Genomic DNA, 24,804 nt, shown 5'->3' with positions numbered 1-24,804 from the left:
GCCGGAGCGTTGGAGGGTAACAGTCCCTGGTGCGGGACGGCGTTGTGGCTAGATGCCCAGGGCTTCCTTCAGGCGGGCCACGTGGCCATCGGCCTGCACCTGGTACTGGGCCAGGACAACCTTGCCTTCTGCGTCCACCACAACGGTGGAGCGGACGATGCCCTCGACGATTTCACCGTTAACGAGCTTTTCGCCCCAGGCACCGTAGGCCAGGGCGACGGCGTGGTCGGGGTCGGACAGGAGCGGGAAGGTCAGGGAGAAGTCGCCGCTGAAACCAGCCAGGGCTTCCTGCGCGTCAGGGGAGACGCCCACCACCTCGTAGCCGTGGCCCTGGAGCGAAGCCAGGCTGTCGCGGAAGTCGCAGGCCTCGGTGGTGCAGCCGGGGGTGGCGGCCTTCGGGTAGAAGTACACGATGACATTTTTGCCACGGTAATCGGCCAAGGCGATCTCCCGGCCCTGGGCATCCCGGAGGGTGAAATCGGGTGCCGGGGTGCCGGGCTGAAGCTTGGTGGTCAAGGTCTGGCTCATGGCGTTCCTTTGGAGATTCGGTCAATAATGGCCAACATCAAGTGAAGCGGTTTTCCGTCACTGGCAACAACTCCGCCGTCACACCCGGTATTCCTTCACCTGTGCTGTGGACGCCGCCCGGAAGCCCGAACCGGGCCCTTGAGCGCCTCTGCGCGTTTCCCGGATAAGAGTCTTCAGAGTCTGGGTTTCACCAGCCAGTTCCCCGGCTGTGAGGCCGTCGCTGAAGGATACGACGGCGGCAATTGAGGCCAGGAGGCCGGCTGCGGTTCCATGAGCGTGGGGCCGCACGTAAAGATCGGCAACGGCCGCGTCATACACGGCCTGGAAGGCGGCCCAGGCCCGGCACTTGCGCCATCAGATAACGTCCCTAAACCCCTGTTTTAGGAACCAAAACTGATAGAGCAACTACCGGGCGGGTGCCTGGAAGTGAGTGTGTGTTGGGGTTTAGAGGCCCAGTTCGGTCCGGAGCGCGGCGACATGTCCCTGCGCGTCCACCTGGTACTGGGCCAGCGTGACGGTTCCGTCCCGGCCCACCACCACGGTGGAGCGCAGGACGCCTTCGGTGATCTCGCCGTTGAGGAGCTTTTCGCCCCAGGCGCCGTAGGACTTCGCCACGGCATTGTCCGGGTCGGAGAGCAGCGGGAACGTCAAGAGGTGGTCGGCCGTGAAAGCTGCCAGGGCGTCCTGCGGGTCGGGGGAAATTCCCAGGACCTCGTAGCCGAGCCCCTGCAGCGAGGCCAGGTTGTCGCGGAAGTCGCAGGCCTCGGTGGTGCAGCCGGGGGTGGCGGCCTTGGGGTAGAAGTACACAATGACACTCCGTCCGCGGAACGAGTCCAGGGAAACCGGGGTGCCGGCGGCGTCGGGGAGCGTGAACGCCGGTGCCGCCGCGCCTGGCTGGAGCCGGGCGGTGTAGGGCAGGGCGCCGGTGGGCGCGGCGGGGGCGGGCAGGGTGGTGGCCTCGGTGCTGGTCATGCTGCTCCTTGGGGGTTAGATGGAGTATTCGGCGGGCCCGCGCACGGTGGCGTGCGGGCCGGGAATGAACTGGTATCCGCCGCCGCGGACAGTGGCCACGGCGTGCCGGGCATTGCCGAGTTTCCGGCGGATCCGGCCCACGTACACGTCGATGGAACGTGCCGTGGCGCCCGGGAAGTCCAGGGCTTCCAGAAAGTCCTGGAGTTCCTCGCGGCTGACGGTCCTGGACAGGTGGGTGACGAGGAACCGCAGCACTTTGTATTCGACCCCCGTCAGGGACACCGGGGCGCCGTCCAGCAGGACGGTGTCGGCGGCGAGGTCCACGGCCACGGTGCTGACGGGCCCGGCCGACGGCGGCAGGCGCGTGCCGTCGTCGTCATCTCCGGGTGCCTGGCCGGCAGCGCCGGGGCGGCCGCCGTCCGGACTGCCGGTGGTGGCGCCGGGTACCTCCGCCATGGAAGGAGTGCGGGAGGAGTGGTCTGTGGCTCCTTCCGCGGCGGAGGCCCCGGACGTGGGGGCTCCGGCGGCAGGCCAGTGGACTTCCGCCTCCGGAGCAGTCTGCAGGGCGCGGGCGAGCACCAGTTCGGCGGCCCGGGCCAGGATCTCGGGGCTGGTTCCTTCCGCCGGGACAACCCAGACGGCCAGCCCGCGTGCGGCAGCTTTCGGCGGGACCATCCGCGGACGGGCAGCGGCCCCCGAAGGGCACGCCGTCCGCGGATGGTGGGCTTCCACTGCCATGGCGGTCCTAGACGCCGCCGCGGCGGATCAGCTTGCCCGTGGGGGTCTGGCCGTCCACCACGGCGCCGCGCAGGAAGGTCTTGCGGACCACTCCGGAGAGGGTCTTGCCGTCGTAAGGCGTGATGGGGTTCTTGTGCTTGAGCTTGGACACGTCCACCACGAACGCCTCATCCGGGGCGAACACGGCGAAGTCGGCGTCGTAGCCGAGGGCCAGTTGGCCCTTGTTGGTCAGCCGGGCCAGGTTGGCGGGCTTCTCCGACATCCAGGAAACCACCTGCTCCAGCGGGATGCCGCGGTGCCGGGCCTCGCTCCAGATCAGGGACAGGCCCAGCTGCAGCGAGGACACGCCGCCCCACGCCACGGCGAAATCACCGTTCTCGAGGTCCTTCAGGTCCAGCGTGGACGGGGAATGGTCCGACACGATGCAGTCGATGGTGCCGTCCAGCAGGCCCTCCCACAGCAGTTCCCGGTTGGAGGCCTCGCGGATGGGCGGGCAGCACTTGTAGGCGGTGGCGCCGTCCGGGATCTCCTCCGCCATCAGGGTGAGGTAGTGCGGGCACGTCTCGACGGTGAGCTTGACGCCGTCGCGCTTGGCGCTGGCGATCATAGGCAGCGCGTCCGACGACGACAGGTGCAGGATGTGCGCCCGCGCACCGGTCCAGCGGGCCCGTTCGATGACCTCGGCGATGGCCTTGTTCTCGGCGCCGCGGGGGCGGGAGGCCAGGAAGGTGGAGTAGTGGCCGCCGCCGGGGTGCGGTGCCCGGTCGATCGCGTGCGAGTCTTCGGCATGGACGATCATGAGCGAGTCGAAGGACTTCAGCTCGGCCATGTCCTCTTCCATCTCGTCCGCGTCCAGGTGCGGGAACTCGTCCACGCCCGAGTGCAGCAGGAAGCACTTGAAGCCGAAGACGCCGTCGTCGTGCAGCGGGCGCAGGTCCGCCTTGTTGCCGGGGATGGCGCCGCCCCAGAACCCGACGTCGATGAAGGCCTGGTCCTCGGCCACTTCGCGCTTGAGCTTGAGGTTCGCCACAGTGGTGGTGGGCGGTACCGAGTTCAGCGGCATGTCGATGATGGTGGTCACGCCGCCGGCTGCTGCGGCCCGGGTGGCGGAGGCAAAGCCCTCCCACTCGGTGCGGCCGGGCTCGTTGACGTGGACGTGGGTGTCCACCAGGCCCGGGAGCAGGGTTTCGTCATCGGCCAGCTCGATGACCTCGGAACCGGCCAGGCCGTTGCCGAGGGGCTCGATGGCCACGATCTTGCCGCCGCGGACACCCACCTCGCGTGGTGCGATGCCGGCGGTGGTGAGGATGCGCTGGCCCCGGATGACCAGGTCAAAACGTTCTTCAGACACGGAGGTCCTCCTTGGTACTTGGGGTGCGGGCGGGCCATCCGGCCGCCAGCCGCCCACTGATCTGGGTGCCCAGCTGCTCCAGAAGCTGTCCTGCCTCTGATATGCACCTGTTTACATCGGTTTCGAGTTCGGTCAAAGCGTAAACATCTTCGAAGCCCGCCGCCGCCGTATGGCCGGGCTCCAAGGTGGTCCGGCCGCAAACGGCGACGACCGGAATGCCCTGCTCCGACGCCGCCCGGGCCACCCCCATGGGGGTCTTGCCGAGCAGGCTTTGTTCGTCCAGGCTGCCTTCGCCGGTGATCACCAGGTCCGCACCGGCCAGTCTCTGCTTCAATTCAGTGAATTCCAGGACGACGTCGATGCCCGGCCGCCGCGTTGCGGCCAGGACGGCGATGGCGGCATAGCCCACGCCGCCGGCTGCCCCGGCTCCGGGAGCCTCGGCAGCCTTCACGGCGCGGAATCCGATTTCCCTGGCCAGGACTTCGACAAACCTGGCCAGGGCGGCGTCGAGCAGGCCGACATCCTGTTGCGTGGCGCCCTTCTGCGGGCCGAACACCGCCGCGGCGCCCTGGGCGCCCAGCAGCGGATTGTCGACGTCGGATGCCAACACAAAGCGTGTGTCCACCAGCCGGGGCTCGAAATGCGTGAAGTCGATGCTGTGCAGGTTGGCCATCGCAGCCCCGCCCGGTGGAAGTTCGTTGTTCCTGCTGTCCAGGAACCGGGCGCCCAGGCCCTGCAGGAGCCCGGCGCCGCCGTCGGTATTCGCGCTGCCCCCGACGCCCAGCACGATCCTGCGGCAGCCCGCGTCCAGTGCGGCCCGGATCAGCTGGCCCGTACCCAGGCTGCTGGCCGCCGTGGCCTCGGCAGGAGTGGGCCGGCCGCCCTTCAGGACGCCGGGAACCAGCGCCAGCCCGGACGCGGTGGCCATCTCGATGACAGCCTCATGGTCCCGGACCGCGAAGTCCGCCTCCACCGGCTGCCCGGTGGGGCCGCTGACCGTTGCCGTGCGCCGGGTGAAGCCGGAGCCGACGGCGGCATCGAGGGTGCCCTCGCCGCCGTCGGCCACCGGAATCCGGACGATTTCAAGGTTTCCGCCGGCGCCCCGCTGCAGGCCCTTTTCCAAGTGGCTGCACACCTCCGGGGCTGACAGCGATCCCTTGAATTTGTCCGGGGCAATCACGATCCGCATGGTTTAGGCCTGCAGGGCCAGGATGGCGGTGGGAGCGTCGGCGGCGGATTCCGCCAGTTCCTCGAACTCGTTCACGGCGTTGATTTCCACGCCCATGGAGATGTTGGTGACCTTTTCCAGGATCACTTCCACCACCACGGGAACCTGGAACTCGCCCATCAGGGCCTTGGCCTTGTCGAACGCGGCCGCGAGGTCGTTGGGGTCCTCCACGCGGACGGCCTTGCAGCCCAGGCCCTCGGCCACCTTCAGGTGGTCCACGCCGTAGCCGCGGGTGTCCTCGGACAGGTGCGAGCTGTTGATGTTCTCGAACGCCAGGGACACGTTCTGTTCCATCTTGAAGCCGCGCTGGGACTGGCGGATCAGGCCCAGGTAGGAGTTGTTCACCACCACGTGGATGTACGGCAGATTGAACTGCGCGCCCACGGCCAGTTCCTCGATCATGAACTGGAAGTCGTAGTCGCCGGAGAGGGCCACCACGGTCTGGTCCGGGTTTGAACGGGCGACGCCGAGCGCTGCCGGGGCGGTCCAGCCCAGCGGGCCTGCCTGGCCGGCGTTGATCCACTTGCGCGGGCCGAACACGTGCAGCATCTGCGCGCCGGCGATCTGCGACAGACCGATGGTGGACACGTACACCGTGTCGCGGCCGAAGGACTTGTTCATCTCCTCGTACACGCGCTGCGGCTTGATGGGGATGTTCTCGAAGTGCGTCTTGCGGTGCAGGGATGCCTTCCGGCCGGCGCATTCGGCAACCCAGGCGCTGTAGTCCGGCAGGGACCCGGCAGCAGCCCGCTCCTTGGCGAGCTCAACCAGCCCGGCCAGCGCCGCGCCGGCGTCGGACGCGATGCCCAGGTCCGGCGAGAACACGCGGCCGATCTGCGTGGGCTCGATGTCGATGTGCACGAACTTCCGGCCCGCGGTGTAGGTCTCCAGGCCGCCGGTGTGGCGGTTGGCCCAGCGGTTGCCGATGCCGATCACGAAGTCGCTCTGCAGGTAGTTCTCGTTGCCGTAGCGGTGGCTGGTCTGCAGGCCCACCATGCCGGCCATCAGCTGGTGGTCGTCCGGGATGGTGCCCCAGCCCATCAGGGTGGGAATGACCGGCACATTCAGGGTCTCGGCCAGTTCCACCAGCTGCGCGGAGGCGCCGGCGTTGATGATGCCGCCGCCGGCAACGATCAGCGGGTGCTTGGCGGCCAGGAGCATGTCCAGGGCCTTTTCCAGCTGCTTGCGGGAGGCCTTGGGCTTCTCGACCGGCAGCGGCTCGTAGGCATCGATGTCGAATTCGATTTCAGCCATCTGCACATCGATGGGCAGGTCCAGCAGCACGGGGCCGGGACGGCCGGAGCGCATCACCTGGAAGGCCTTCTGGAAGGCACCCGGAACCTGCCCCGGCTCCAGGATGGTCATGGCGAACTTGGTGACCGGCTTGGCGATGGATTCGATGTCCACGGCCTGGAAGTCTTCCTTGTGCAGCTTGGACACGGGGGCCTGGCCGGTGATGCAGAGCATGGGAATGGAATCCGCCCAGGCTGCATAGAGTCCGGTGATCATGTCGGTCCCGGCGGGGCCGGAGGTGCCGATGCAGATGCCGATGTTGCCGTCCTTGGCGCGGGAGAAGCCGTCGGCCATGTGGCTGGCGCCTTCAACGTGGCGGGCCAGGGTGTGGCGGATGCCGCCGTGGGCGCGCATGGCGGAGTAGAAGGGGTTGATGGCCGCGCCTGGCAGGCCGAACGCCTCGGTGGCGCCTTCCTTTTCCAGGATGGCCACCGCTGCATCAACGGTACGCATCTTGCTCATGGGGTGCTCCTTGAAAGCTTGAAAAGTCTGTTTTTGGGTGTGGTGAGGGAACCGCCGTCGTTTCAGGTACGACGGCGGGCTCCCTGCTGTGTTTCTTAGGCGCCTGTGCGCCTGGCCTTACTTGCGGCCGCTGAGCTGGAGGACCTGCTTGAAGAGTCCGGAGTGGTCCAGTGCGCCGTCGCCCTGGTTGACGGTGGCGGCGACGAGCTGGGCGACGACTGCGCCGAGCGGGATGGCGACGTTGGCTTCGCGGGCAGCGGAGGTGACGATGCCCAGGTCCTTGTGGTGCAGGGCGAGGCGGAAGCCGGGGTCGAAGTTGCGGTCCAGCATCTTCTGGCCCTTCTGGTCCAGGACCTTGGAGCCGGCCAGGCCGCCGCCGAGGACCTTGAGAGCGGCGTCGGTGTCCACGCCGTAGGCCTCAAGGAAAGCGATGGCCTCGCCGAGGACCTCAATGTTGACGGCGACGATCAGCTGGTTGGCTGCCTTGACGGTCTGGCCGGAGCCGGAGGGGCCGACGTGGACGATGGTCTTGCCGACGGCGTTCAGGACGTCCTGGGCGTCGTCGAAGTCTGCCTTGTCGCCGCCGACCATGATGGAGAGGACGGCGTCGATGGCGCCCTGTTCGCCGCCGGAGACCGGCGCGTCGAGGGGGCGGATGCCGGCTTCGCGGGCTTCGTCGGAAAGGCGCTTGGCAACATCCGGGCGGATGCTGGACGCGTCGATCCACAGGGTGCCCTGCCTGGCGTTGGCGAACACGCCGTCCTGGCCGCTGACCACGCCCTCAACGTCGGGGGAATCCGGCACCATGGTGATGACGACGTCGGCCTCCTTGACGGCGTCGGCGATGCTGGAGGCGCCCTTGCCGCCTTCGGAGACCAGCTTGTCGATCTTGTCCTGGCTGCGGTTGAAGCCGGTGACGGTGTGGCCGGCCTTGACGAGGTTGATGGCCATGGGCAGGCCCATGATTCCGAGGCCGATGACTGCAACGTTGCTCATGATGGTTCTCTTTCTGGAAAGTCTGCGTGGAAGGTTCCCAACTAGGTCGCGCTAAGTGTCGTTTTGGAGGCTCAAAACGACACTTGCTGCTACTTAGTTGGGTGAGGGTGGGGGATTACTTGGCGACGCGCTCGCGGATGGCCCAGTTGAAGGCCGATTCCTGCGGTTCCTTGTACTCGAGGCCGATGTAGCCCTCGTAGCCGAGTTCGCGGCTGCGGGCGATCCATTCGCCGAGCGGAAGGGTGCCGGTGCCCGGAGCGCCGCGGCCGGGGTTGTCGGCGATCTGGATGTGGCCGAAGTCCTTGGCGTGGTTTTCGATGACGAATTCGACGTCGTCGCCGTTGACGGCCAGGTGGTAGAAGTCCGCGAGGAGCTTGATGTTCCCGACGCCGGCCTCCGCCTTGGTGCGGGCGATGACCTTCAGCGCGTCCTCGGCGGTGAGGAGCGGGTACCTGGGTGCGCCGCTCACCGGTTCGAGGAGGACGGTGCCGCCCATGCGTGCGACGCCTTCGGCTGCTGCCACCAGGTTCTTGACGGCCAGTTCGTCCTGCTCTTCGGGGGTGAAGTCGTCCTGCCGGTTGCCGTAGAGGGCGTTGAAGGCCTTGCAGCCCAGGCGTTCGCCGATGCCGGCCACGACGTCGATGTTGTCCTTGAACTCCGAGCAGCGGCCCTTCCAGGAAACCAGGCCGCGGTCGCCGCCGGGCATGTTGCCGGCGTTGAAGTTCAGGCCGGTGAGCTGGACTCCGGCGTCCGTGATGGCGTTCTCGAATTTGGTGATCTCGCTGTCCGCCGGGACGGACGTCTCGAAGGGCCACCAGAACTCGACAGCGTCGAAGCCTGCTGCCTTGGCGGCGGCGGGGCGCTCCAGCAGGGGAAGCTCCGTGAGGAGGATGGAGCAGTTCACTGTGTACGTCATCGTAGGTCCTTCCGAGGGAGGGGCTTTGATCTATCTTCCCTTGCTTCCGGCGTCAACACCGTTGCGGTCTTCTTCCGCTTTGTGGAATTTAGATTCTGCTTTATGAAAAGTGTAGGGAAGGGTGGTGACGGGCGTCAAGTAGTTGTCTGTACCGTTGCCTAGCATTGGACGCGTGGAAGTGACGGAGACGGGCAAAGAAGAGTTGGGGACATTGGAGCACGCGGCCCGGGTGGCCCTGGGCGTGACCCTTACGGATGTCAGGCACGCGCGTTTTAGGCAGCCAGGATGGTTCTACGGCGGTTCGACAGCTACGAAATGCCCTGTTGATGGCGAAACGCTCCATGTGTTTCGGAAGAGCTATCAAAGCGCCGGCCGGGATTACCTCTATGCTGCGTGCGTGTGTTCGGGGTGCCTTTCCGCTGTGGCTGCGGCAGATTTGGGCCTGAAAACGGCTGACCTGGGGGTGGATCCACGTCGTCAGCATCCACCGCTCGAACCCCGGCTGCTGGTGGACAACGCACACGACGGGCTGGAGGAGCTTGAGTTTCATTCGCTTCTCATTGAATGCGTAAGGTCACTGCCGGCCGAACGGCTCCGTTGGGTCATGATGGATCGCCTGTGGATGGGCAGGGATGCGCTCACCGCGCGGGACGCGGCTGAGCGGCGAGGAGCAGCGGAAGGCCTGATTCTCGATCTTCAACAGGAAGCCCTGTCCATACTTGGCGGGATGGCTCGGCGCAGCCCGGATTCGGCTCCGCACAGGCTGGCCGCCAAGCTTGGCGTCATCGGTAAGCCGAATCATTTGGAGGTCGCTGCGACCGCGTATCGGTTTGCCTCCGACCTCGAACCGCAAATGGCGCAGGAGCGGAGCTGGATGTGGCTGGTAATGGCCGGAGCCGAGGAGCCCTGCTGCAGGCACATCGCCGGTATGGTTTCCGGTCAGGTCCAGGCTCTCTTGGATTGGAAGCAGCTTCAGAGCGCAGGGTGAGGGCTGGCTGGTCACCGGAAAAAGGCCGGCTGCACGTGAACGTTTCACGTACAGTCGGCCTTCCTGTGAGGTCCGGGCGTTACCCTCAGCCCAGGTCGAAGCGGTCCAGTTCCATGACCTTGGACCAGGCGGCGACGAAGTCGTTGACGAACTTCCCGCGGCCGTCCTCGCTGGCGTACACCTCGGCGAGGGCGCGGAGCTGGGAGTTGGAGCCGAAGACCAAGTCCACCGGGGTGGCCGTCCACTTCAGTTCACCGCTGGCAACGTCCGTGATGTCGTAGACGTTCTCCTCGTTCTCGGAGGCTTTCCACTTGGTTCCGGGCGACAGGAGATTGACGAAGAAGTCGTTCGTCAGCACCTCCGGACGGTCGGTGAGGACGCCGTGCCGGGTTCCGCCGACGTTGGTGCCCAGGGCGCGCATGCCGCCCACCAGTGCCGTCATCTCCGGGGCGGAGAGGTCCAGCATGTAGGCCCGGTCCAGCAGCAGGGTCTCCGGGGGGACCTTTCCGCCAAGGCGCAGGTAGTTGCGGAACCCGTCCGCCCGGGGCTGGAGGTACTGGAACGACTCGACGTCGGTCTGTTCCTGGGCCGCGTCCGTGCGTCCCGGACGGAACGGCACCGTGACGGGGAACCCGGCGTCGGCCGCGGCCTTCTCCACGGCTGCCGCGCCGCCGAGGACAATCAGGTCCGCCAGCGAAACCTTTTTTCCGTTGGACTGGGCGGAGTTGAACTCATCCTGCACGCGCTCCAGCGTTTGCAGCACGCCGGACAGCTGTTCGGGTTCGTGGGCTTCCCAGCTGCGCTGCGGCTCAAGCCGGATCCTGGCACCGTTGACCCCGCCGCGCCTGTCGGTCTTGCGGTAGGTGGACGCTGCGGCCCAGGCCGTACCGGCCAGCTGGGCCACGGTCAGGCCGGAGTCCAGCAGCCTGGCCTTGAGCGAGGCGGCGTCCGCCTCGTCCACCAGGTCGTGGTCGACGGCGGGAACGGGATCCTGCCACAGCTGGGCTTCCGGAACCCACGGCCCGAGCAGGTGCGGGCCCACCGGGCCCATGTCGCGGTGCAGCAGCTTGTACCAGGCCTTGGCGAAGGCCAGGGCGAACTCGTCCGGGTTCGCCAGGAAGCGGCGGCCGATCTTTTCGTAGGCGGGATCGAAGCGCAGCGACAGGTCAGTGGTGAGCATGGTGGGGCGGTGCTTCTTGTTGGGGTCGTGGGCGTCCGGGATGATCTCCGGCGCGTCCTTGGCCACCCACTGCTTGGCGCCGGCAGGGCTCTCCACGAGTTCCCACTCGTACTCGAAGAGGATTTCCAGGAAGCGGTTGCTCCATTGGGTGGGCTTGTCCGTCCACGTGACCTCGAGGCCCGAGGTGATGGTGTCGCCGCCCTTGCCGCTGCCATAGGTGCTCAGCCAGCCAAGGCCCTGCGCCTCAAGGTCGGCGGCTTCGGGTTCCGGCCCCACATGGTCATCGGCACTGCCCGCGCCGTGGGTCTTGCCGAAGGTGTGGCCGCCGGCGATCAGGGCGAATGTTTCTTCGTCGTTCATGGCCATCCGCTTGAATGTCTCGCGGATGAAGGCCGCGGCCTTGACCGGGTCCGGGTTGCCCATGGGCCCCTCCGGGTTGACGTAGATCAGGCCCATTTCGGTGGCGCCGACGTCGTCGGCCATTTTGCCCTCGCCCACGTAGCGTTCGTCGCCCAGCCAGGCGTCCTCCGGACCCCAGAAGATTTCCTCCGGCTCCCACACGTCCTCACGGCCGAAAGCGAAGCCAAATGTCTTGAAGCCCATGGACTCCAGTGCCACGTTGCCGGCGAGGACCAGCAGGTCCGCCCAGGACACCTTCTGGCCGTACTTCTGCTTTACCGGCCAGAGCAGCCTGCGGGCCTTGTCCAGGTTGGCGTTGTCCGGCCAGCTGTTCAGCGGCGCGAAGCGCTGGCCGCCGTCGCCCGCCCCGCCGCGGCCGTCCTGGACGCGGTAGGTGCCTGCGGAATGCCAGCTCATGCGGATCATCAGGCCGCCGTAGTGGCCGAAGTCGGCGGGCCACCATTCCTGGGAGGTGGTCAGGACGTCGGTGATGTCCCGCTTGAGGGCCTCGACGTCGAGCTTCCGGAATTCGTCCCGGTAGCTGAAGGAGGAGCCCAGCGGGTTGCCTTTCGGATGGTTGGCGTGCAGCACGGAGAGGTCCAGCTGGTTGGGCCACCAGTCGGCGATGGTCCGGGGGCGGTGCCCCTTGGGCTGCGGGGAGTCGATGGCAGGGTTTTCGCTCTCGCTGCCATGGGCGGTGACGCTGTCGTGGGCCACCGGGCAACCGCCCGCGGCCTTCTGGTCCGTCCCCTGGGCGCTGCCGGGAGCAGGAACCGGAGGATGGTCCTGGGGTTCGGTCATGTGCTTCTTCCTTCCGTTGGGCCGAGGCCGCGGTTGGACTCGGGCAGCCGGTGCAACCCTCCCATTTGACCACGGCAGGCTGGCTCGCTGAACCCCTGTTTCCTGCACGCCGAAGGGCCCCCGGTGCGGGGTTTCCGCAGCGGGGGCCCTTGAAGGCGGCGTGGCTTGCCACTCAGTGGGTGAGGTCCTTGCCCTTCGTCTCGGGGATGCTGAAGACGAACGCTGCGCTGATGACCAGCAGCAATACCGCGTAGGCATTGAACACCTGGGGCGCGCCCAGTGAGGTCCCCAGCCACTGCTGCAGGTAGGGGGCGGTGCCGCCGAAGAGGGCCACGCAGATGGAGTAGGGGACGCCGACGCCAACGGTGCGGATCGACGTCGGGAACAGCTCGGCGTAGACGGCGGGCACGATCGCTGCGCTGGCGGCGATGAAGACCAGCATGACGGACATGGATACTGCCAGCTGCCAGGCTGAGTCCTTCAGCAGCCAGGTCATGGGGAAGTGGAACACTGCCGAACCGATGGCGCCGGCCCACAGGACCTTCTTCCGCCCGATCCGGTCAGAGAGCCTGCCCCACACCGGCAGGGCCGCGATGAAGACGATGTTGGCGACGACGCCGGCCCACAGGGCTTCGCCGCGGTCGATCTTCAGGGCGGTGGTGGCGTAGCTCGGAGCCACGACGCCCCAGATGTAGTAGATCACCGTCAGGCCGACGGTCAGTCCGATCACCTGCAGGGCCTGCTTGCGGTAGCGGACAATCTGCGGCCAGATGGGCGCCCGCTTCTGGGATGCCGTCTCACCTTCGAAGGCCTCGGTCTCGTGCAGCCGGGAGCGCATGATCAGCGCGTACAGGCCCATGGCGGCGCCGAGCAGGAAGGGGATTCGCCAGCCCCACGCGTTCATGGCCTCGGCGGTCAGCGCCATGTTCAGGACGGCGCCCAGCAGGGTGCCAAAGAGGATGCCCACTGTTCCGGACGTGTAGATCAGGGTGGCCCAGAACCCGCGGTGTTCCTTGGGTGCCATCTCGGACAGGTACGTTTGCGACGACGGCAGCTCGCCTCCGTGCGCGAGGCCCTGGACCAGGCGGGCCACCAGCAGCATCAGGGACGCCCAGGCGCCCACGGCGGCGAACGTCGGGGCGATGCCGATCATCAGGCTGCCCAGCGATGCGAGGCCGACGGCGAGGGTCATGGACGCTTTCCGGCCCACCCGGTCCCCGATCCAGCCGAACAGGAAGCCGCCGAAGGGGCGGGCGACGAAGCCGACGGCGAAGATTGCCAGGGTGGACAGCACGGCCGAGGCCGGGTCCTGCTTGCTGAAGAGCTGGCTGGCGATGAACGGCGTGAACGTGGCGTAGATGGCCCAGTCGTACCATTCGACGGCGTTGCCGATGCCGGTGCCGACGATGGTCTTGGCGGTGGACATGCGTCCAGTCTGCTGCCTGGTTACTGCAATGGACATGGTGACTTCCTGGGGGTCGGTGGGGTGTGGATGCCGGGCGGCCGCGATGCCGGCCGGCTACGTCGCTGACAGGGCGGCGAGCCGCGAGACGGCGAGTTCGACGTAGAGCGCTGCTCCGTCAGCCAGCACGCCGTCGTCGAAGGTTGCGTAGGGGGAGTGGTTGAACGGTGACGTGGCGTGGTCGGCGCCGGGTGCAACGGCGCTGAGTCCGATGAAGGTGCCGGGAACCTCGGCCAGCACGCGGGAGAAGTCCTCCGAACCACTGAGCGGGGTGGCCCAGCGGGCAAGGCGGCGCTCGCCGAACAGGGTGCCGATGACCTTCTCGGCGGTGTGGGTTTCATCCTCGTTGGTGATGGTGAGCGGGTATTCCTCGAGGTAGTCGACGGCGACCTCCACCCCGTGCGCGGCGGCGATGCCTTTGAGGAGCCGGGGTACGGCATCCTTCATCTTGAGCCGCGATGCTTCGGAGAAGGTCCGGATGGTGGCCTCGATGCGTGCCGATTCGGGGATGACGTTCCTCTTGGTGCCGGCGTGCAGCACACCCACGGACAGGACCACGGGATCGAACATGTTGAACTGCCGGGTGACCATCACCTGCAGTGCGGTGACCATTTCCGCGGCAACGGTGACCGGGTCCTTGGCCGAGTGCGGGGCGGAGCCGTGGCCGCCGGCGCCCAGCACCGTGACTTCGAGGCCGTCCGAGGCGCTGAGCATGACGCCGGGTTTGGTGCAGAACGTGCCGTGCGGTTCGAGCGAGGAGAAGACGTGCATGCCGTAGGCCGCCTGGACCCGGGGCCCGGCCGCGTCCAGGACGCCTTCGCGGATCATGTACCGGGCGCCGTCGCAGCCTTCCTCGCCGGGCTGGAACATGAGGACGACGTCGCCGGCCAGCTGGTGCCGCTTCTCGGCCAGGAGGGTGGCGGCCCCGGCGAGCATGGACGTGTGCAGGTCGTGTCCGCAGGCATGCATGGCGCCATCGGTCCGGGAGGTGAAGTCCACGCCGGTCTTTTCCTGGACGGGAAGCCCGTCCATGTCCGCCCGGAGGAGGACTGCGGGCCGTCCGGCGGCGTCCTTGCCTTCTCCCGGACCGGCGCCGCCGCGCAATACCGCGGTGACCGACGTCGTCTCCTTGCCCAGGGTGATCTCGTACGGAAGGCCGTCCAGGGCCTGCAGGACTTTTTCCTGGGTGCGGGGGAGATGGAGCCCGATTTCCGGCTGCCGGTGGAGGTCGTGGCGCAAGCGGACCAGGTCCTCCTGCAGGTCCAGGGCATCGGTGGTGATCGTCATTCCAGCTCCTCGGCGGTTCGGTTCCGTTTCGTCGACTATTCTGAAGTGGCGTGGTTCACATTCTCCTGAAGCGCAGGAAATATGCGCTTGGTGTGGGCTGTCTGCAGGATTCATGAAAGCTGGTGGATGGTCCGTGGAACTGAGCGAGGAGGACCTTGCCCTGATCCAGGTCCTGCAAACGTGGCCGAGGCTGGGCTGGGCTGATGCGTCCAAGGTGCTCGGCGTGCACGCCACAACCCTCGCGGCGCGGTGGGAAAAGCTGCGGTCGTCCGGCGCCGCCTGGGTGACAGCCCATTTGGCCGGCGATCCGCACCAGATGCTCCTGGCGTTCGTGGCCGTCGACTGCGACATGAACCAGCGTGATGCCGTGACCGCCCAGCTCATCGCCATCCCGGAGATCGTCACGGTGGAGGAAGCCGCCAGTACGCGCGACCTGATGCTGACGGTGATCACCCGGAACCTGGGGGACTTCAGCGAAAAGGTGGTGTCCCGGCTGAAGGCCATCGACGGCCTGACCAAGTACCAGACCGCGCTGTGCACCAGGTTGCACAGCAGTGGTGACGCCTGGCGGCTGAACGTGCTGGACAAGGCCCAGCTTGCCATGCTGAGGACCCTGGGGAACCCTGCCCCCGCCGGCGCCGGTCCGGCGGGTGCGCAGCTTCCCGCCAGCCACCAGGACCTGCTGCCATACCTGGCCCGGGACGGAAGGGCCACCGCGGCGGAGATCGCCAGGGGGCTGGGCCGGCAGCCCGCCACCGTGCAGCGCCAGCTCAACCGTGTCCTGGGCAGCGGCACGCTGCTGTTCCGGTGCGAGGTGGCCCAGGGGCTGACGTCCTATCCGGTGACCTGCCAGTGGTTTGCCAACGTGCCGGCCGGCCGGCACGAGGAAGCGGCCGCGGCGATCCGCACCATCAGCAACGTCAGGCTGAGTGCCTCGACCACCGGGCCCACGAATTTCGTGATCATCATGTGGCTGCAGACCCTGGCGGACGTCATGACCGCGGAGCTGACGCTGCAGCAGAAGGTGCCCGGCATCGACGTCGTGGAGAGCGTGGTCATGCTGACTACCGTGAAGAGGGTGGGGTGGGTGCTGAATCCGGATACGACGGCGAGCGGCGCCGTGGTCCATACCGGCGGACTCGAGCTGGCGGGGTAGTGGACCTGGGCCACCAGGGCGGGCCTGCGCAGGAAAAGGCCAGGAGCCTGCGCCCCTGGCCTTTGTGCGGGTGATCAATCGGATCCCGCTGCTGTGCCCCTATCGGCGCACTTCAGCGACGGGGCTCTTTTCCCACCGGGTCCAGTCGGACCAGCGTCCCCTGTCGTCCTTCACCCGGAAGGAGACGATGTGGTAGACCTCTTCGCTGCCCCTGCGGTCAAGGTTCGGAACGCGGTCAACACTGTGGAGGGTCCGGGCGTCGTCCCGCCGGTCGAAGTGCTCGTTGAAGTACGAGCTGCCCAGGAAGTCGTCGCTGCGGCGCGGGCCGCGTTCGTCTTCGTAGCGCAGTTGGCGGATCTGGACGGTTTTTTCACCGTTGCAGTCCACCCGGATCCTGAAATCAACCTTCTTGCCACGTAGGTCCGTTGGCTTCAACGGGTCCACGGTACAGCCGCTCCGGTGGTTGTCGTTGGCCTGGGCAGGGGCGGCAACGGTTGCGGCGCCGCCGAGCAGGGCCAGCGTCAGGGCCGGAATAACAGCCATCTTCGCCCTGATGGACCGGGAATTTGTTGTTGGGGTAGTTCTCATTTCTGTTGCCCTTCAAGAGCATGCGTTCCCATTTTGTAGGGTGCGGGTGTCCCTACCGATGTGCGCTAAGCGCGACCAGGCGCGTCGCGGTGTTCGTGTGGCGGCCGCGGCCTGCCTGTGTTGTTTCAAACAGCACGCCCGGCTGAGCGGGGACGTGACTGACCGGAGGTCGACATCCGGTGATTAAATCCTGCCCCGTCCCGGGCGGCCAGCCATGTGCCGAAATACCCTAAATGGGCTTCGACGGCGGTGTGCGGAAGCAGGAGGTCGGGTTGCCGCCCACCATTGACTTCAGGTACCTGAGGGTTACGGTTAGAGATAGCCAGCAGTCTGGTCAAAGGGCATGCGCCGGGGGCCAGGCGCTTGCGGCAACAGGTCTCGATGTACTCAACCGCTTGCGGTGTCAACTTCATTGCCCGCCCACACGGCGGGTTCCGTCCCTGATTCACAGATTGTGTTCCGGTGACCGCAAACTTCATCAGAGCTTTGGCAGTTAAGTCCTTGGACGTTCCCGACAGGAAGCGCTGCCCCGACAAGGCCGAGTTCGATCTTGTCACCGTTGACGACTACTCAGTGGCGCGCCTGATCCTTGCACCAGGCTGGCGCTGGACCGAGTCCGCCAGGCCCGCCGAGCTGACGGCGCTCTGCGAACACCACCATCTGGGCTACTGCATTTCCGGATGCCTGGAGGTGGCAACGGCCGACGGCGGCAGGTCATCCATCAGGGCCCACGACACCTATGCGCTCCCGCCGGGACACGACGAGTGGGTGGTGGGCGACGAGCCGTTCGTCGCCGTCGAATTCCTTGGCGCCGCCTCTTATGGGCGCCCCAGAAGTTACGGGCTGCATGCCCTGATTTGAGCCGTCCCGGTCCTGCAGCGGGCTTTCGGCCCGCCGCGGGGCCGGCCTGGGTCCAGGTCAGCTGCCGACCCGCCGCCGGCGCAGTTCCAGCGCGGCGGCCCCGGCCAGTCCGATGGCCAGCGCCACCGCGACGGTGGGGCCTGCTCCGCCGTCGGGTCCCAGTGTTGCTGCCAGGATCTGCCGCGCCAGCAGGGACATTTCGCCGAAGTCGCCCAGGTAGGTGCGGGTGCCGAGGACGTAGCTGACGCTGGTGAAGAGTGCGGGAACCAGCCACAGCAACAGGAGGTTTACCACCCACACCACCAGGCGGACGGCCGGCCGGAAACCGCACCAGGCCAGTGCCGCTCCCACCAGCACAGCGGGCAGCCACCGCCAGGCCGCCGCCAGGAAAGCCGGGGTACCTCCGGGCCCCGCCGCCGAAGATGCGGCGAAGGCCAGCCAGGATGCTGCCGGCACCGCCATCAGGCCGACGCCCAAGGCGGCCGGCGCCTTGGACTCCGCCGCCAGCAGCAGTGCGGCTGCCACCGCTGCAGCCATGGCCACCACCGTGCCCGCCAGGAGTCCTGCCACATAGAGGGCGGCCGCCGCCCCGCCGGTCAACCCCCCGCCGACGGTTGTGAAAGCCTGCAGCACGGCGATGGCGTGAACGGCGGAAACCCCGGCCGCGGCGCAACCCGTGGCCAGTCGGCGCCGCCCCGGACGCCAGATCCTGACCGCAAGGCCTGCCACGGCTCCGCCGACCGTCAGGAGGGCCACGATGGAGGTTGCGTGGTACTGGCTCAGCGGAAGGAGGGTGACCGGCATGTCCGCCGGCAGGGCCTCCCCGGCCCACAAATTCTGCAGCGGCGACCGCGCCCCGGTGAGGAGCCATGGCGCCAGGCCAAACGCTGCCGACAGGACACCCAGGGCAACGGCCAGGGCCGCCTCCACTGCGCCGCTCCTGGCAGGTCGGGAGACGGGTGCAGCAGCGGGCTGCTGTGGCTGATCCAACGGGTACCTCCGGCTGCCGGCAGGCTTTCCGGCCCAGACGGGGAAAGCACGGCTCCAAATTCTACATCGTCTGGACTAACGGGTTGGCTGGGTACTCCCATAGGGCCCTGTTGCGGACCACCCTTCACGGCTAGGCTCTGTGGGCATCGACTGCAACCGGGATACCGGGGTAAGGGAGTTCCATGAAGCCGCTGCCTGCACTTGAGCTTGTCACCCGTTTCGAGGACGCCGAATGGCTGGATCCCCTGGCTAAGAGCGTCCGTAAAGCCGTACGGAAGGTGGTTCGGCCGGGCTGGCTCCGCGACCTCCTGCACGGCGTGCCGATCGGCCATCCCGTCCACCCGCTGGCCGTCCAGGTGCCGATGGGCGCCTGGATTTCCGCTGCAGTGCTGGATGCCGTTCCGGGAACGGGCCAGGCAGCCAAGGTCCTGGTGGGAGTGGGTGCCCTCAGTGCACTGCCGTCCGCCGTGGCCGGATTCACTGACTGGACCCAGCTGCACCCGCAGCAGCAGCGGGTGGGGCTGGTGCACGCCGCAGCGAACGTCACAGCAACAACCCTGTACACCGCGTCGCTGGTACAACGCGCCAGGGGCCGGGAGGGGAGCGGAAAGGTCCTGGCCTACCTGGGCCTTGCGGCGGTCAGCGGCGGGGGATTCCTCGGCGGGCACCTGACCTACCGGCAGGCCGCAGGGGTGAACCACAGCGAGGAAATCCCGCACCGGTTCCCCGCCGGCTGGCATGCCCTGGCGCCACTGGCGGAGCTGCCCGAGGGGAAGCTGGATCAGCGCGTGGTTGCCGGTCTGCCCCTGCTCGTCTTCCGTGAGGGGGAGCGGGTCAGCGTCCTGTCCGACGTGTGCAGCCACCTCTCCGGGCCATTGCATGAGGGCAAGCTGAAGAGCTCCAACCTCGCGGACGACGGCGGCCCTTGCGTCGTTTGCCCATGGCACCGGAGCACGTTCTCGCTGCGGACCGGCGAGGTGGTGGCGGGCCCGGCAACAGCGAAGCAGCCACGCTTCGACACACGGACCAACGACGGGCTCGTGGAAGTCAGCCTTCCCGGCGCCGATGGGTGATGTACGCGTAGACGAACGGACAGGCGGGCCGCTAAGCGACCAGGATTTCCGTGAGTACCGCTTCGAGGGGGCTGAGTTCCGTATCGTCGGCGGGCGTGCCGGTCATTCCGTCCGAGCGGCTCGACGGCAGGGCTGACCCGCTGGGCGTACCGCCGGATAACAGGGCTGATCCGCCGGGCGTGCCCGCGGATGGCAGGACTGACCCGCCGGGCGTGCCTCCGGGCAGGGCAGTTTGTCCGGTGAGTAGTCCGGGTGGCCAGTGGGGTGGTTGTGGGTCGGGGTGTTGGGCCGGGTAGTGGCGGCCTGCGGGTGAGGTCCAGCCGGGTGGTTCGGTTGTGGTGGCGGGTGTGGGTGTCCAGCCGCTGTTGTGCTTGAGCCTGTGGTGTCTCGGGCAGAGTTGTGCGAGGTTGCTGACGCCTGTTGTTCCGTGGTGGTGCCAGGCGGTGAGGTGGTCGGTGTCGTTGTCGGTGCTGGGGTTGGTGCAGCCGGGGAAGGTGCAGTGTCCGTCGCGCATCCGGATCCAGCGTTTCATCGCTTCGGTGAGCCGGTAGCTGGTCCGGCCGATCTCCAATGGTGCACCGTTGCGGGGGTCAACCAGGACCCGGTAAAACGAGCTGGTTCCGTTGGCGACGAGTTGGCGGGCCATGGCTGCGGGGATGGGCCCGTACCCATCAAGGTCAGCAGGTTCGTCCGTGGTCCCCATGAGGGTGAACAGCGGGACGGTGACCAGCACGTCTGCCCTGGGGGCGGGGATCTTGCTGAGGTCAACGGCATAGGGGTCGGTGCCCTGGATGCCTGTGCCGTGCGTGCCGGTGCCGTGCGTGCCGGTGCCGTGGGAGCCGGCTGTGTTGCCTGGTTCTTGGCCGTCGTCGGACCGGGCCGGGTCAGCGGTACCGGTGTGGGCGCCGAGCAGGAGCGCTGCGGCGACGTCCGGGCGAAGCTGGCTGAGGGTGCGGGTCTCGTCGGGTCCCTGGAGGCCGCGGGCGATGGCAGTGGTCTTGTTCCAGATGGCACACGCGGTGTCCCCGGGCAGGTGAAGGTTGATCCATGCCATCCCGTCGGCGTCCGGGCGGTATTCCATCCGCCGGTCCGCCACACGCCTGCTGTGCCGTTCCTGGACGGAGTCGGGGTAGCTGCGTTCACGCCAGGACCGTACTTTCCGGCGGAACTGGGACGGGACGAGGTCACCGGGCGCAGACCCCCGGGCACGGTGGGGTGCGCCCGGGTCGAAGAAATGCGCCACCAACGCCTCAGTACCGTCCGGGGCGAGGCAGTCGGCTTCGTCGGCGACGATCACCGCGTGCCGCCAGGACATCGACCCCGTTGCCAGTGCGCCCCACACGAGCGGCATGGCGCAGATCTTCCGTGACCCGCCGATCAGGGCATCCGCGGCGCCGGACGAGAGCGTCAGGACCCCGGCGACCTCCGCCGTCGTGGACATCTCCACGAACGCCCGCTCCGACCCGGTGGCCTCCGGCGGCGTCATCGCCTCCTGGAACTCTGCGAACTCCGCAGCGTCCAATGCCTTCCCTGCGGCAATCTGGGCCTCCAGGCGGGCCCATACCGCCAGCCGCTGCAGCCGAACCTCCGACTTCCGCTCCAACACATCAACATCAGGGGCAGCCCCCTCCAGCCCTGCGTCCTCAAGAAACAACGCGTCAAGGCCTGCGACAGAGGCCCGAAGACCCTCCATCACCACTGCTCCAGCCGCTGCGTTTCCCATATCAACATCATCGCGGGAGGGTCTGACATTCTGCGGCTGCTCCAACCCATCGACGGATCTTGGGCGGCAGCACAGCGAAGCCGGCACCCCGCGGTGCTTCCGGTCTGGGGGATGCAGTCCTAGAGTAGAAACACTAAGCATGCTTTCTATTCTGAAGGGGTTGTTCCTGATGCGAAAAGTACCTGCTCTTGGACTTATGGCGGCTGCAATGCTTGCCCTGGCCGGCTGCTCGGGCGGAGGCGGGGGCACCGCAAGTCCGTCGCCGACGTCGAGCGCCTCGGCCAGCCAGACGGCTGAGGCCAAGGTCTTCACCGAGGATGAGCTGCGTGACCTGATCTCCGGCCAAAAGGACGGCGACGGCAACGAACTGCAGCTTTACTCCAAGGAGCAGGTGGACCAGGGCGGCAACATCGCCAACCTCCTGATGAGCACCGCCACCGTGGACCCGCAGGACTGCAAGGACATTGCAACAGCCGGGCTGCTGGACAAGGTGGAGAGCGGGGAGGTGGCCGTGGCGCTGTCCGAGGGCGACCAGCCGCGCACCCTGTCCGCCCAGTCCGGCAGCGAGGGCCCGGATGCCGAGAAGGTCCTCAGCGACATCAAGGGCAAGATGGGCCAGTGCAGCAGTTTCAAGGTGACGGCGCTGGGCCAGACCTACGAGGTTTCCTCCGAGGAACTCTCTGCGGACACCGATGCCGAGGAAACCTTCGCCACGGTCAGCACCCGCAGCGGAGAGAACCGGCAAAAGCTGATGCAGGTCTCCGCGGCGGAGGGCCGCCTGCTGGTGGTGGCCACCAAGAGCGGCGCAAGCCTCGGCGATCCGGACCAGAAGGAACTTGAGGACCTGATCAACAAGGTACTGGAGAAAGCGGACGACGCCGGCGGGGCCACGTCCAGCCCCGCGTCCACCTCCACGGGCACTTCCGGCAGCACGACGTCCGGCTCCGCCTCGCCCACCGGTACGGCCTCGCCCTCGGCGACGGAGTCGGAAATGGAAGAAAGCGGATCGCCGTCGCCCACGGCGTCGCGCTGACGGGCTGACGGCGGCCAGCGCCCCGCGGGCCGCAAAGACAGGGCGGGCAGGGCCCAGTGGTCCTGCCCGCCCTGATGTTGCATGCGGCCGGTTCCGGGCGTCAGTCCGGGCTGTTGCCGGTTCCTGCCCGGGTGGCCTTGCTCATCTGGAACCGCGGAACTTCCTCGGGGTTGGGACCGCCCCGGAACTTGGGTGAGGGTGCCTGCCCTTCGCTGATGCGCTGCAGTTCCTGGTCTTCGAAGACCTCTTCCTTGCCGAGCATGATGGCGGAATCGTGGTTGGTGATTTCGCCCTTGAAGGCCCTGACCATGACGCTGCGGTCGAACTGGCCTTCCCACTTGGAGACAACGAACGTGGCCACGCAGTTGCCCAGCAGGTTGACCACCACGCGCATGGAATCCATCAGCCGGTCGGCACCCAGCAGGAGCGCCACGCCGGCCACGGGGAAGATGCCCAGGGCAGCCGCGGTGGCGGAGAGGGCCAGGAACGAGGAGCCGGGAACGCCTGCCATGCCCTTGGAGGTCAGCAGCAGGACGCCGAGGGCGGCAAGCTGCTGGCCCAGGTCGAGGTTGTGGCCGAAGGCCTGCGCAAGGAACAGCAGGGAGATGGACAGGTAGATGGCTGCGCCATCGAGGTTGAAGGAGTAGCCGGTGGGCACCACCAGGCCGGTGGTGGCCCGGGAGCAGCCGGCGTTGGTCAGCTTGGTCATGATCCGGGGCATCACGGCTTCCGTTGAAGCTGTACCCAGTGCCAGCAGGAATTCCTCCCGCGTGTACTTGAGGAACTGCCACAGCGGCACGCGGGCGGTGATCCAGGCGACGACGAAGAGGAGGCCGATGAAGACCACCGCGGCTCCATAGCAGGCGGCGATCAGCAGGGCGTACGTGCTGAGCGTGCTGAGGCCGTACTGGCCAATGATGAACGCCATGGCGCCAAACGCGCCGATGGGGGCAACCTTCATGATCCAGGACATGATCTTGAAGATCAGTTCCAGGACCGTTTCCATCAGGCTGATGACCGGCATGCAGCGTTCGCGGCCGATGACCACGATGGCCGCGCCGAAGAAGACCGAGAAGAACAGGACCTGCAGCAGGCTGTTGCTGGCGAACGCGCCGATCACGCTGGCCGGGATCACGTCCAGGATGAAGGACGCTGCGTCCTTGGGCGCTGCCGAACCGGTCTTGGCGTCCAGGTCAGCCTGCGACAGCGTGGATGGATCGATGTTCAGCCCGGCGCCCGGCTGGACCAGGTTGCCCACCACCAGGCCGAAGATCAGCGCGAACAGTGTGGCTGCCGTGAAATAGAGCAGGGCCTTGACCCCAACCCTTCCAACCGCCTTGACGTCGCCTACGGCTGAGATGCCGGTGACGATCACCAGGAAAATCAGCGGCGCGATGATCATCTTGATGAGTTTGATGAAGCCATCTCCGAGCGGCCTCAGCTGTGATCCAAGGTCCGGCCAGAAATGCCCGATGAGGACACCTGCCACGACGGCGATCAGAATCTGGAAGAAGAGCGACTTGTACAGCGGCTTCCTCTTCGTGGGCACCGAACTCGCCTTCAGTGCCTCAGGGTTGGGGATCTTCATGACCTTTGCCTTTTGCTTTGGGAACAGCCCGGTACGCCCGGGGCCTATGGCAAAAGTAACGCCGGTCACACTCTTCCACAAGAGGAAAAAGCATTTCCGCTATGTGAAATGCTTAATTCCCATTTGTGACTGATGGCTCCCCGCTGGTGCCGGGTGCTGAGTGGGGAAGCGTGGCGGGGAGCCCATCCACCGCCTGCATTAGACGTCGGGCCAGTTCAGCGGCGGGCAGCGAGGCATCCACGCGGATGAAGGCGCCGAATCCGGGCAGCGCGGCGTACCCGTCACGGAACGCCACAAGGTCTGCCAGTGTTTCCGCGTCGGTGCCCCGGGCGGTGATCCTGCGGTGCGCCTCCGCCGGGTCCAGGTCCAGATGCACGACGGCGGCAGGCCGGGGAAGTGCCGCCAGGAGCCAGGGCAGGAAGCGTCCGCGTGGCAGTCCCTTGGCGGAGCGGAGCCCCAGCTGGCAGTGCAGGTGCCGGTCCATGACCACCAGCCCGTCAAAGCGCGAGGCCCGCAGGTGTGAGACCAGGACGTTGGCCGTCCGGACTGCGCTCTCCACCGCGTCCGCCAGTCGGCCCGGAATCCGGACGCCGCAGGCCGCGGCCATGATGGACATGGTGCGCCGGCCGGCATGATTGCTCAGCAGCAGCGCCTTGCCTCCGCGTGCCCGCACGGCCTGCACCAGGGACCGGGCCGCCGTCGACTTCCCCGAGCCGTCAATGCCGGTGAGAACAATGATCATGTGGGCCTCCTTCCACCACTACAACGACGGGCCCGCGCCCGGCGTCCCGGGTGAGGGGCAACTCACAGGCGAAGTAGGCTGGATCCGGGGCGGCCCATGGCCTGTCCCGCGAAGCCAGTTCCCGAGGAAAGGCAGCACCATGAGCACACAGAGCGACGAGCCCCTGAACACCGCGGACCTGCGGGGACCGGGCGATCCGGAGGAAGCCGGCGGGAACCGGGAACCGGGAGCCACAGCGCCGCAGACCGGGCAGCACCCCGACCAGCCCCACGCCGGAAACATCCGTGAAGAGCAGCAGGCGCACGCTGCCGGCGCCGTCCCGGCGTCCTACGTTGGCAGCGGCGACGCCACCGCCGACGGGCCGGAAGCGGGTGCGGCCGGTGAGGGGCAGGAAAGCAAACCCGAGGATGCGCTGAAGGAACAGGGCACCTGGGACGACGACGTCTAGG

Annotated in this window: 22 protein-coding genes; 6 read left to right on the top strand and 16 right to left on the bottom strand. The window is 67.2% G+C overall.

From position 1 onward, the window contains the following. Positions 1–48: 48 nt before the first annotated feature. The 8 genes from bcp (AS031_RS09045) to AS031_RS09010 all read right to left on the bottom strand — a co-directional run bounded on the left by bcp (AS031_RS09045) (position 49) and on the right by AS031_RS09010 (position 8,484). A complete protein-coding gene (gene bcp, locus AS031_RS09045) occupies positions 49–528 on the bottom strand; it encodes a thioredoxin-dependent thiol peroxidase (RefSeq protein WP_058267812.1) in 480 nt (159 codons plus the stop codon). Positions 529–972: 444 nt separating this feature from the next. Beyond that, positions 973–1,500, bottom strand: coding sequence for a thioredoxin-dependent thiol peroxidase (gene bcp / locus AS031_RS09040; RefSeq protein WP_082641978.1), 528 nt, complete (start codon positions 1,498–1,500; stop codon positions 973–975). Between the two features lie 15 nt (positions 1,501–1,515). Beyond that, a complete protein-coding gene (locus AS031_RS09035; RefSeq protein ID WP_058267811.1) occupies positions 1,516–2,238 on the bottom strand; it encodes a winged helix-turn-helix domain-containing protein in 723 nt (240 codons plus the stop codon). Positions 2,239–2,245: 7 nt separating this feature from the next. Then, on the bottom strand, positions 2,246–3,589 hold the full coding sequence (gene allB / locus AS031_RS09030; RefSeq protein WP_058267810.1) for an allantoinase AllB: 1,344 nt from the start codon (positions 3,587–3,589) through the stop codon (positions 2,246–2,248). Next, on the bottom strand, positions 3,582–4,778 hold the full coding sequence (locus AS031_RS09025) for a glycerate kinase (RefSeq protein WP_058267809.1): 1,197 nt from the start codon (positions 4,776–4,778) through the stop codon (positions 3,582–3,584). Before AS031_RS09025 ends, allB begins: the two co-directional genes overlap by 8 nt. A gap of 3 nt (positions 4,779–4,781) precedes the next feature. Further along, on the bottom strand, positions 4,782–6,572 hold the full coding sequence (gene gcl, locus AS031_RS09020; RefSeq protein ID WP_058267808.1) for a glyoxylate carboligase: 1,791 nt from the start codon (positions 6,570–6,572) through the stop codon (positions 4,782–4,784). A gap of 117 nt (positions 6,573–6,689) precedes the next feature. Continuing rightward, positions 6,690–7,568, bottom strand: a complete 879-nt coding sequence (locus tag AS031_RS09015) for a 2-hydroxy-3-oxopropionate reductase (protein ID WP_058267807.1) — start codon at positions 7,566–7,568, stop codon at positions 6,690–6,692. A gap of 115 nt (positions 7,569–7,683) precedes the next feature. Further along, entirely contained in the window at positions 7,684–8,484 is an 801-nt protein-coding gene (locus AS031_RS09010) for a hydroxypyruvate isomerase family protein (protein ID WP_058267806.1), read from the bottom strand. Positions 8,485–8,656: 172 nt separating this feature from the next. Here AS031_RS09010 and AS031_RS09005 point away from each other — a divergent pair, with 172 nt between their 5' ends. Further along, positions 8,657–9,472, top strand: a complete 816-nt coding sequence (locus AS031_RS09005) for a hypothetical protein (protein WP_141688790.1) — start codon at positions 8,657–8,659, stop codon at positions 9,470–9,472. An 85-nt stretch (positions 9,473–9,557) separates the two neighbouring features. Here AS031_RS09005 and katG read toward each other — a convergent pair whose 3' ends face one another. The 3 genes from katG to AS031_RS08990 form a co-directional block, all read right to left on the bottom strand. Beyond that, positions 9,558–11,852, bottom strand: a complete 2,295-nt coding sequence (katG, locus tag AS031_RS09000; protein WP_058267804.1) for a catalase/peroxidase HPI — start codon at positions 11,850–11,852, stop codon at positions 9,558–9,560. 172 nt (positions 11,853–12,024) lie between these two features. Continuing rightward, positions 12,025–13,314, bottom strand: coding sequence for an MFS transporter (locus AS031_RS08995; protein WP_058267803.1), 1,290 nt, complete (start codon positions 13,312–13,314; stop codon positions 12,025–12,027). Positions 13,315–13,371: 57 nt separating this feature from the next. Further along, positions 13,372–14,601, bottom strand: coding sequence for a M20 metallopeptidase family protein (locus AS031_RS08990; RefSeq protein ID WP_058267802.1), 1,230 nt, complete (start codon positions 14,599–14,601; stop codon positions 13,372–13,374). 112 nt (positions 14,602–14,713) lie between these two features. Between AS031_RS08990 and AS031_RS08985 the strand changes: the two genes are divergently transcribed. Next, positions 14,714–15,757 (top strand): Lrp/AsnC family transcriptional regulator, encoded by a 1,044-nt coding sequence (locus AS031_RS08985; RefSeq protein ID WP_058267801.1) that lies wholly within the window; start codon positions 14,714–14,716, stop codon positions 15,755–15,757. Positions 15,758–15,856: 99 nt separating this feature from the next. Here AS031_RS08985 and AS031_RS08980 read toward each other — a convergent pair whose 3' ends face one another. Then, positions 15,857–16,300 carry a hypothetical protein gene (locus AS031_RS08980; protein WP_058267800.1) on the bottom strand — a complete coding sequence of 148 codons (444 nt, stop codon included), beginning with the start codon at positions 16,298–16,300 and terminating at the stop codon, positions 15,857–15,859. Between the two features lie 531 nt (positions 16,301–16,831). Between AS031_RS08980 and AS031_RS08975 the strand changes: the two genes are divergently transcribed. Continuing rightward, on the top strand, positions 16,832–17,206 hold the full coding sequence (locus tag AS031_RS08975) for a cupin domain-containing protein (protein WP_306589604.1): 375 nt from the start codon (positions 16,832–16,834) through the stop codon (positions 17,204–17,206). A gap of 57 nt (positions 17,207–17,263) precedes the next feature. Here the strand turns inward: AS031_RS08975 and AS031_RS20250 are convergent, their stop codons facing one another. Then, complete coding sequence (locus AS031_RS20250) at positions 17,264–18,136, bottom strand: hypothetical protein (protein ID WP_257122379.1); 873 nt, start codon at positions 18,134–18,136, stop codon at positions 17,264–17,266. A 242-nt stretch (positions 18,137–18,378) separates the two neighbouring features. On the opposite strand from AS031_RS20250, the gene AS031_RS08965 reads away from it, so the two are divergent. Beyond that, a complete protein-coding gene (locus AS031_RS08965) occupies positions 18,379–19,269 on the top strand; it encodes a Rieske (2Fe-2S) protein (RefSeq protein ID WP_058267797.1) in 891 nt (296 codons plus the stop codon). Between the two features lie 31 nt (positions 19,270–19,300). Here the strand turns inward: AS031_RS08965 and AS031_RS08960 are convergent, their stop codons facing one another. Next, the gene (locus AS031_RS08960; RefSeq protein WP_228379597.1) at positions 19,301–20,992 is read right to left on the bottom strand and encodes an HNH endonuclease signature motif containing protein; all 1,692 of its coding nucleotides are present in this window, start codon (positions 20,990–20,992) and stop codon (positions 19,301–19,303) included. A 196-nt stretch (positions 20,993–21,188) separates the two neighbouring features. On the opposite strand from AS031_RS08960, the gene AS031_RS08955 reads away from it, so the two are divergent. Then, on the top strand, positions 21,189–22,025 hold the full coding sequence (locus AS031_RS08955) for a hypothetical protein (protein ID WP_228379596.1): 837 nt from the start codon (positions 21,189–21,191) through the stop codon (positions 22,023–22,025). Positions 22,026–22,125: 100 nt separating this feature from the next. Here AS031_RS08955 and AS031_RS08950 read toward each other — a convergent pair whose 3' ends face one another. Both AS031_RS08950 and AS031_RS08945 read right to left on the bottom strand, forming a co-directional pair. Next, positions 22,126–23,613, bottom strand: coding sequence for a cation:dicarboxylate symporter family transporter (locus AS031_RS08950; protein ID WP_058267794.1), 1,488 nt, complete (start codon positions 23,611–23,613; stop codon positions 22,126–22,128). 112 nt (positions 23,614–23,725) lie between these two features. Next, positions 23,726–24,355 carry a nucleoside/nucleotide kinase family protein gene (locus AS031_RS08945; RefSeq protein ID WP_058267793.1) on the bottom strand — a complete coding sequence of 210 codons (630 nt, stop codon included), beginning with the start codon at positions 24,353–24,355 and terminating at the stop codon, positions 23,726–23,728. A gap of 139 nt (positions 24,356–24,494) precedes the next feature. Here AS031_RS08945 and AS031_RS08940 point away from each other — a divergent pair, with 139 nt between their 5' ends. Beyond that, on the top strand, positions 24,495–24,803 hold the full coding sequence (locus AS031_RS08940; RefSeq protein WP_058267792.1) for a hypothetical protein: 309 nt from the start codon (positions 24,495–24,497) through the stop codon (positions 24,801–24,803). Position 24,804: the final 1 nt, after the last annotated feature.

Source organism: Pseudarthrobacter enclensis (assembly GCF_001457025.1).
In the GTDB taxonomy this organism is placed as follows: domain Bacteria; phylum Actinomycetota; class Actinomycetes; order Actinomycetales; family Micrococcaceae; genus Arthrobacter; species Arthrobacter enclensis.
Note: the sequence above shows the minus strand (reverse complement) of the source record. Positions and strands in the feature narration are given on the sequence as shown.

Bases quoted from the DNA above. Each gene is read 5' to 3' on its own strand.
- AS031_RS09035 (WP_058267811.1), bottom strand. From the start codon at position 2,238: ATGGCAGTGGAAGCCCACCATCCGCGGACGGCGTGCCCTTCGGGGGCC.
- katG (WP_058267804.1), bottom strand. From the start codon at position 11,852: ATGACCGAACCCCAGGACCATCCTCCGGTTCCTGCTCCCGGCAGCGCC.
- AS031_RS09025 (WP_058267809.1), bottom strand. From the start codon at position 4,778: ATGCGGATCGTGATTGCCCCGGACAAATTCAAGGGATCGCTGTCAGCC.
- AS031_RS08950 (WP_058267794.1), bottom strand. From the start codon at position 23,613: ATGAAGATCCCCAACCCTGAGGCACTGAAGGCGAGTTCGGTGCCCACG.
- AS031_RS08980 (WP_058267800.1), bottom strand. From the start codon at position 16,300: ATGGCTGTTATTCCGGCCCTGACGCTGGCCCTGCTCGGCGGCGCCGCA.
- AS031_RS08945 (WP_058267793.1), bottom strand. From the start codon at position 24,355: ATGATCATTGTTCTCACCGGCATTGACGGCTCGGGGAAGTCGACGGCG.
- bcp (WP_082641978.1), bottom strand. From the start codon at position 1,500: ATGACCAGCACCGAGGCCACCACCCTGCCCGCCCCCGCCGCGCCCACC.
- bcp (WP_058267812.1), bottom strand. From the start codon at position 528: ATGAGCCAGACCTTGACCACCAAGCTTCAGCCCGGCACCCCGGCACCC.
- AS031_RS09015 (WP_058267807.1), bottom strand. From the start codon at position 7,568: ATGAGCAACGTTGCAGTCATCGGCCTCGGAATCATGGGCCTGCCCATG.
- AS031_RS08990 (WP_058267802.1), bottom strand. From the start codon at position 14,601: ATGACGATCACCACCGATGCCCTGGACCTGCAGGAGGACCTGGTCCGC.
- AS031_RS08940 (WP_058267792.1), top strand. From the start codon at position 24,495: ATGAGCACACAGAGCGACGAGCCCCTGAACACCGCGGACCTGCGGGGA.
- AS031_RS08965 (WP_058267797.1), top strand. From the start codon at position 18,379: ATGAAGCCGCTGCCTGCACTTGAGCTTGTCACCCGTTTCGAGGACGCC.
- AS031_RS08955 (WP_228379596.1), top strand. From the start codon at position 21,189: ATGGCGGCTGCAATGCTTGCCCTGGCCGGCTGCTCGGGCGGAGGCGGG.
- gcl (WP_058267808.1), bottom strand. From the start codon at position 6,572: ATGAGCAAGATGCGTACCGTTGATGCAGCGGTGGCCATCCTGGAAAAG.
- AS031_RS08960 (WP_228379597.1), bottom strand. From the start codon at position 20,992: ATGGGAAACGCAGCGGCTGGAGCAGTGGTGATGGAGGGTCTTCGGGCC.
- AS031_RS09010 (WP_058267806.1), bottom strand. From the start codon at position 8,484: ATGACGTACACAGTGAACTGCTCCATCCTCCTCACGGAGCTTCCCCTG.
- AS031_RS08995 (WP_058267803.1), bottom strand. From the start codon at position 13,314: ATGTCCATTGCAGTAACCAGGCAGCAGACTGGACGCATGTCCACCGCC.
- AS031_RS08985 (WP_058267801.1), top strand. From the start codon at position 14,714: ATGAAAGCTGGTGGATGGTCCGTGGAACTGAGCGAGGAGGACCTTGCC.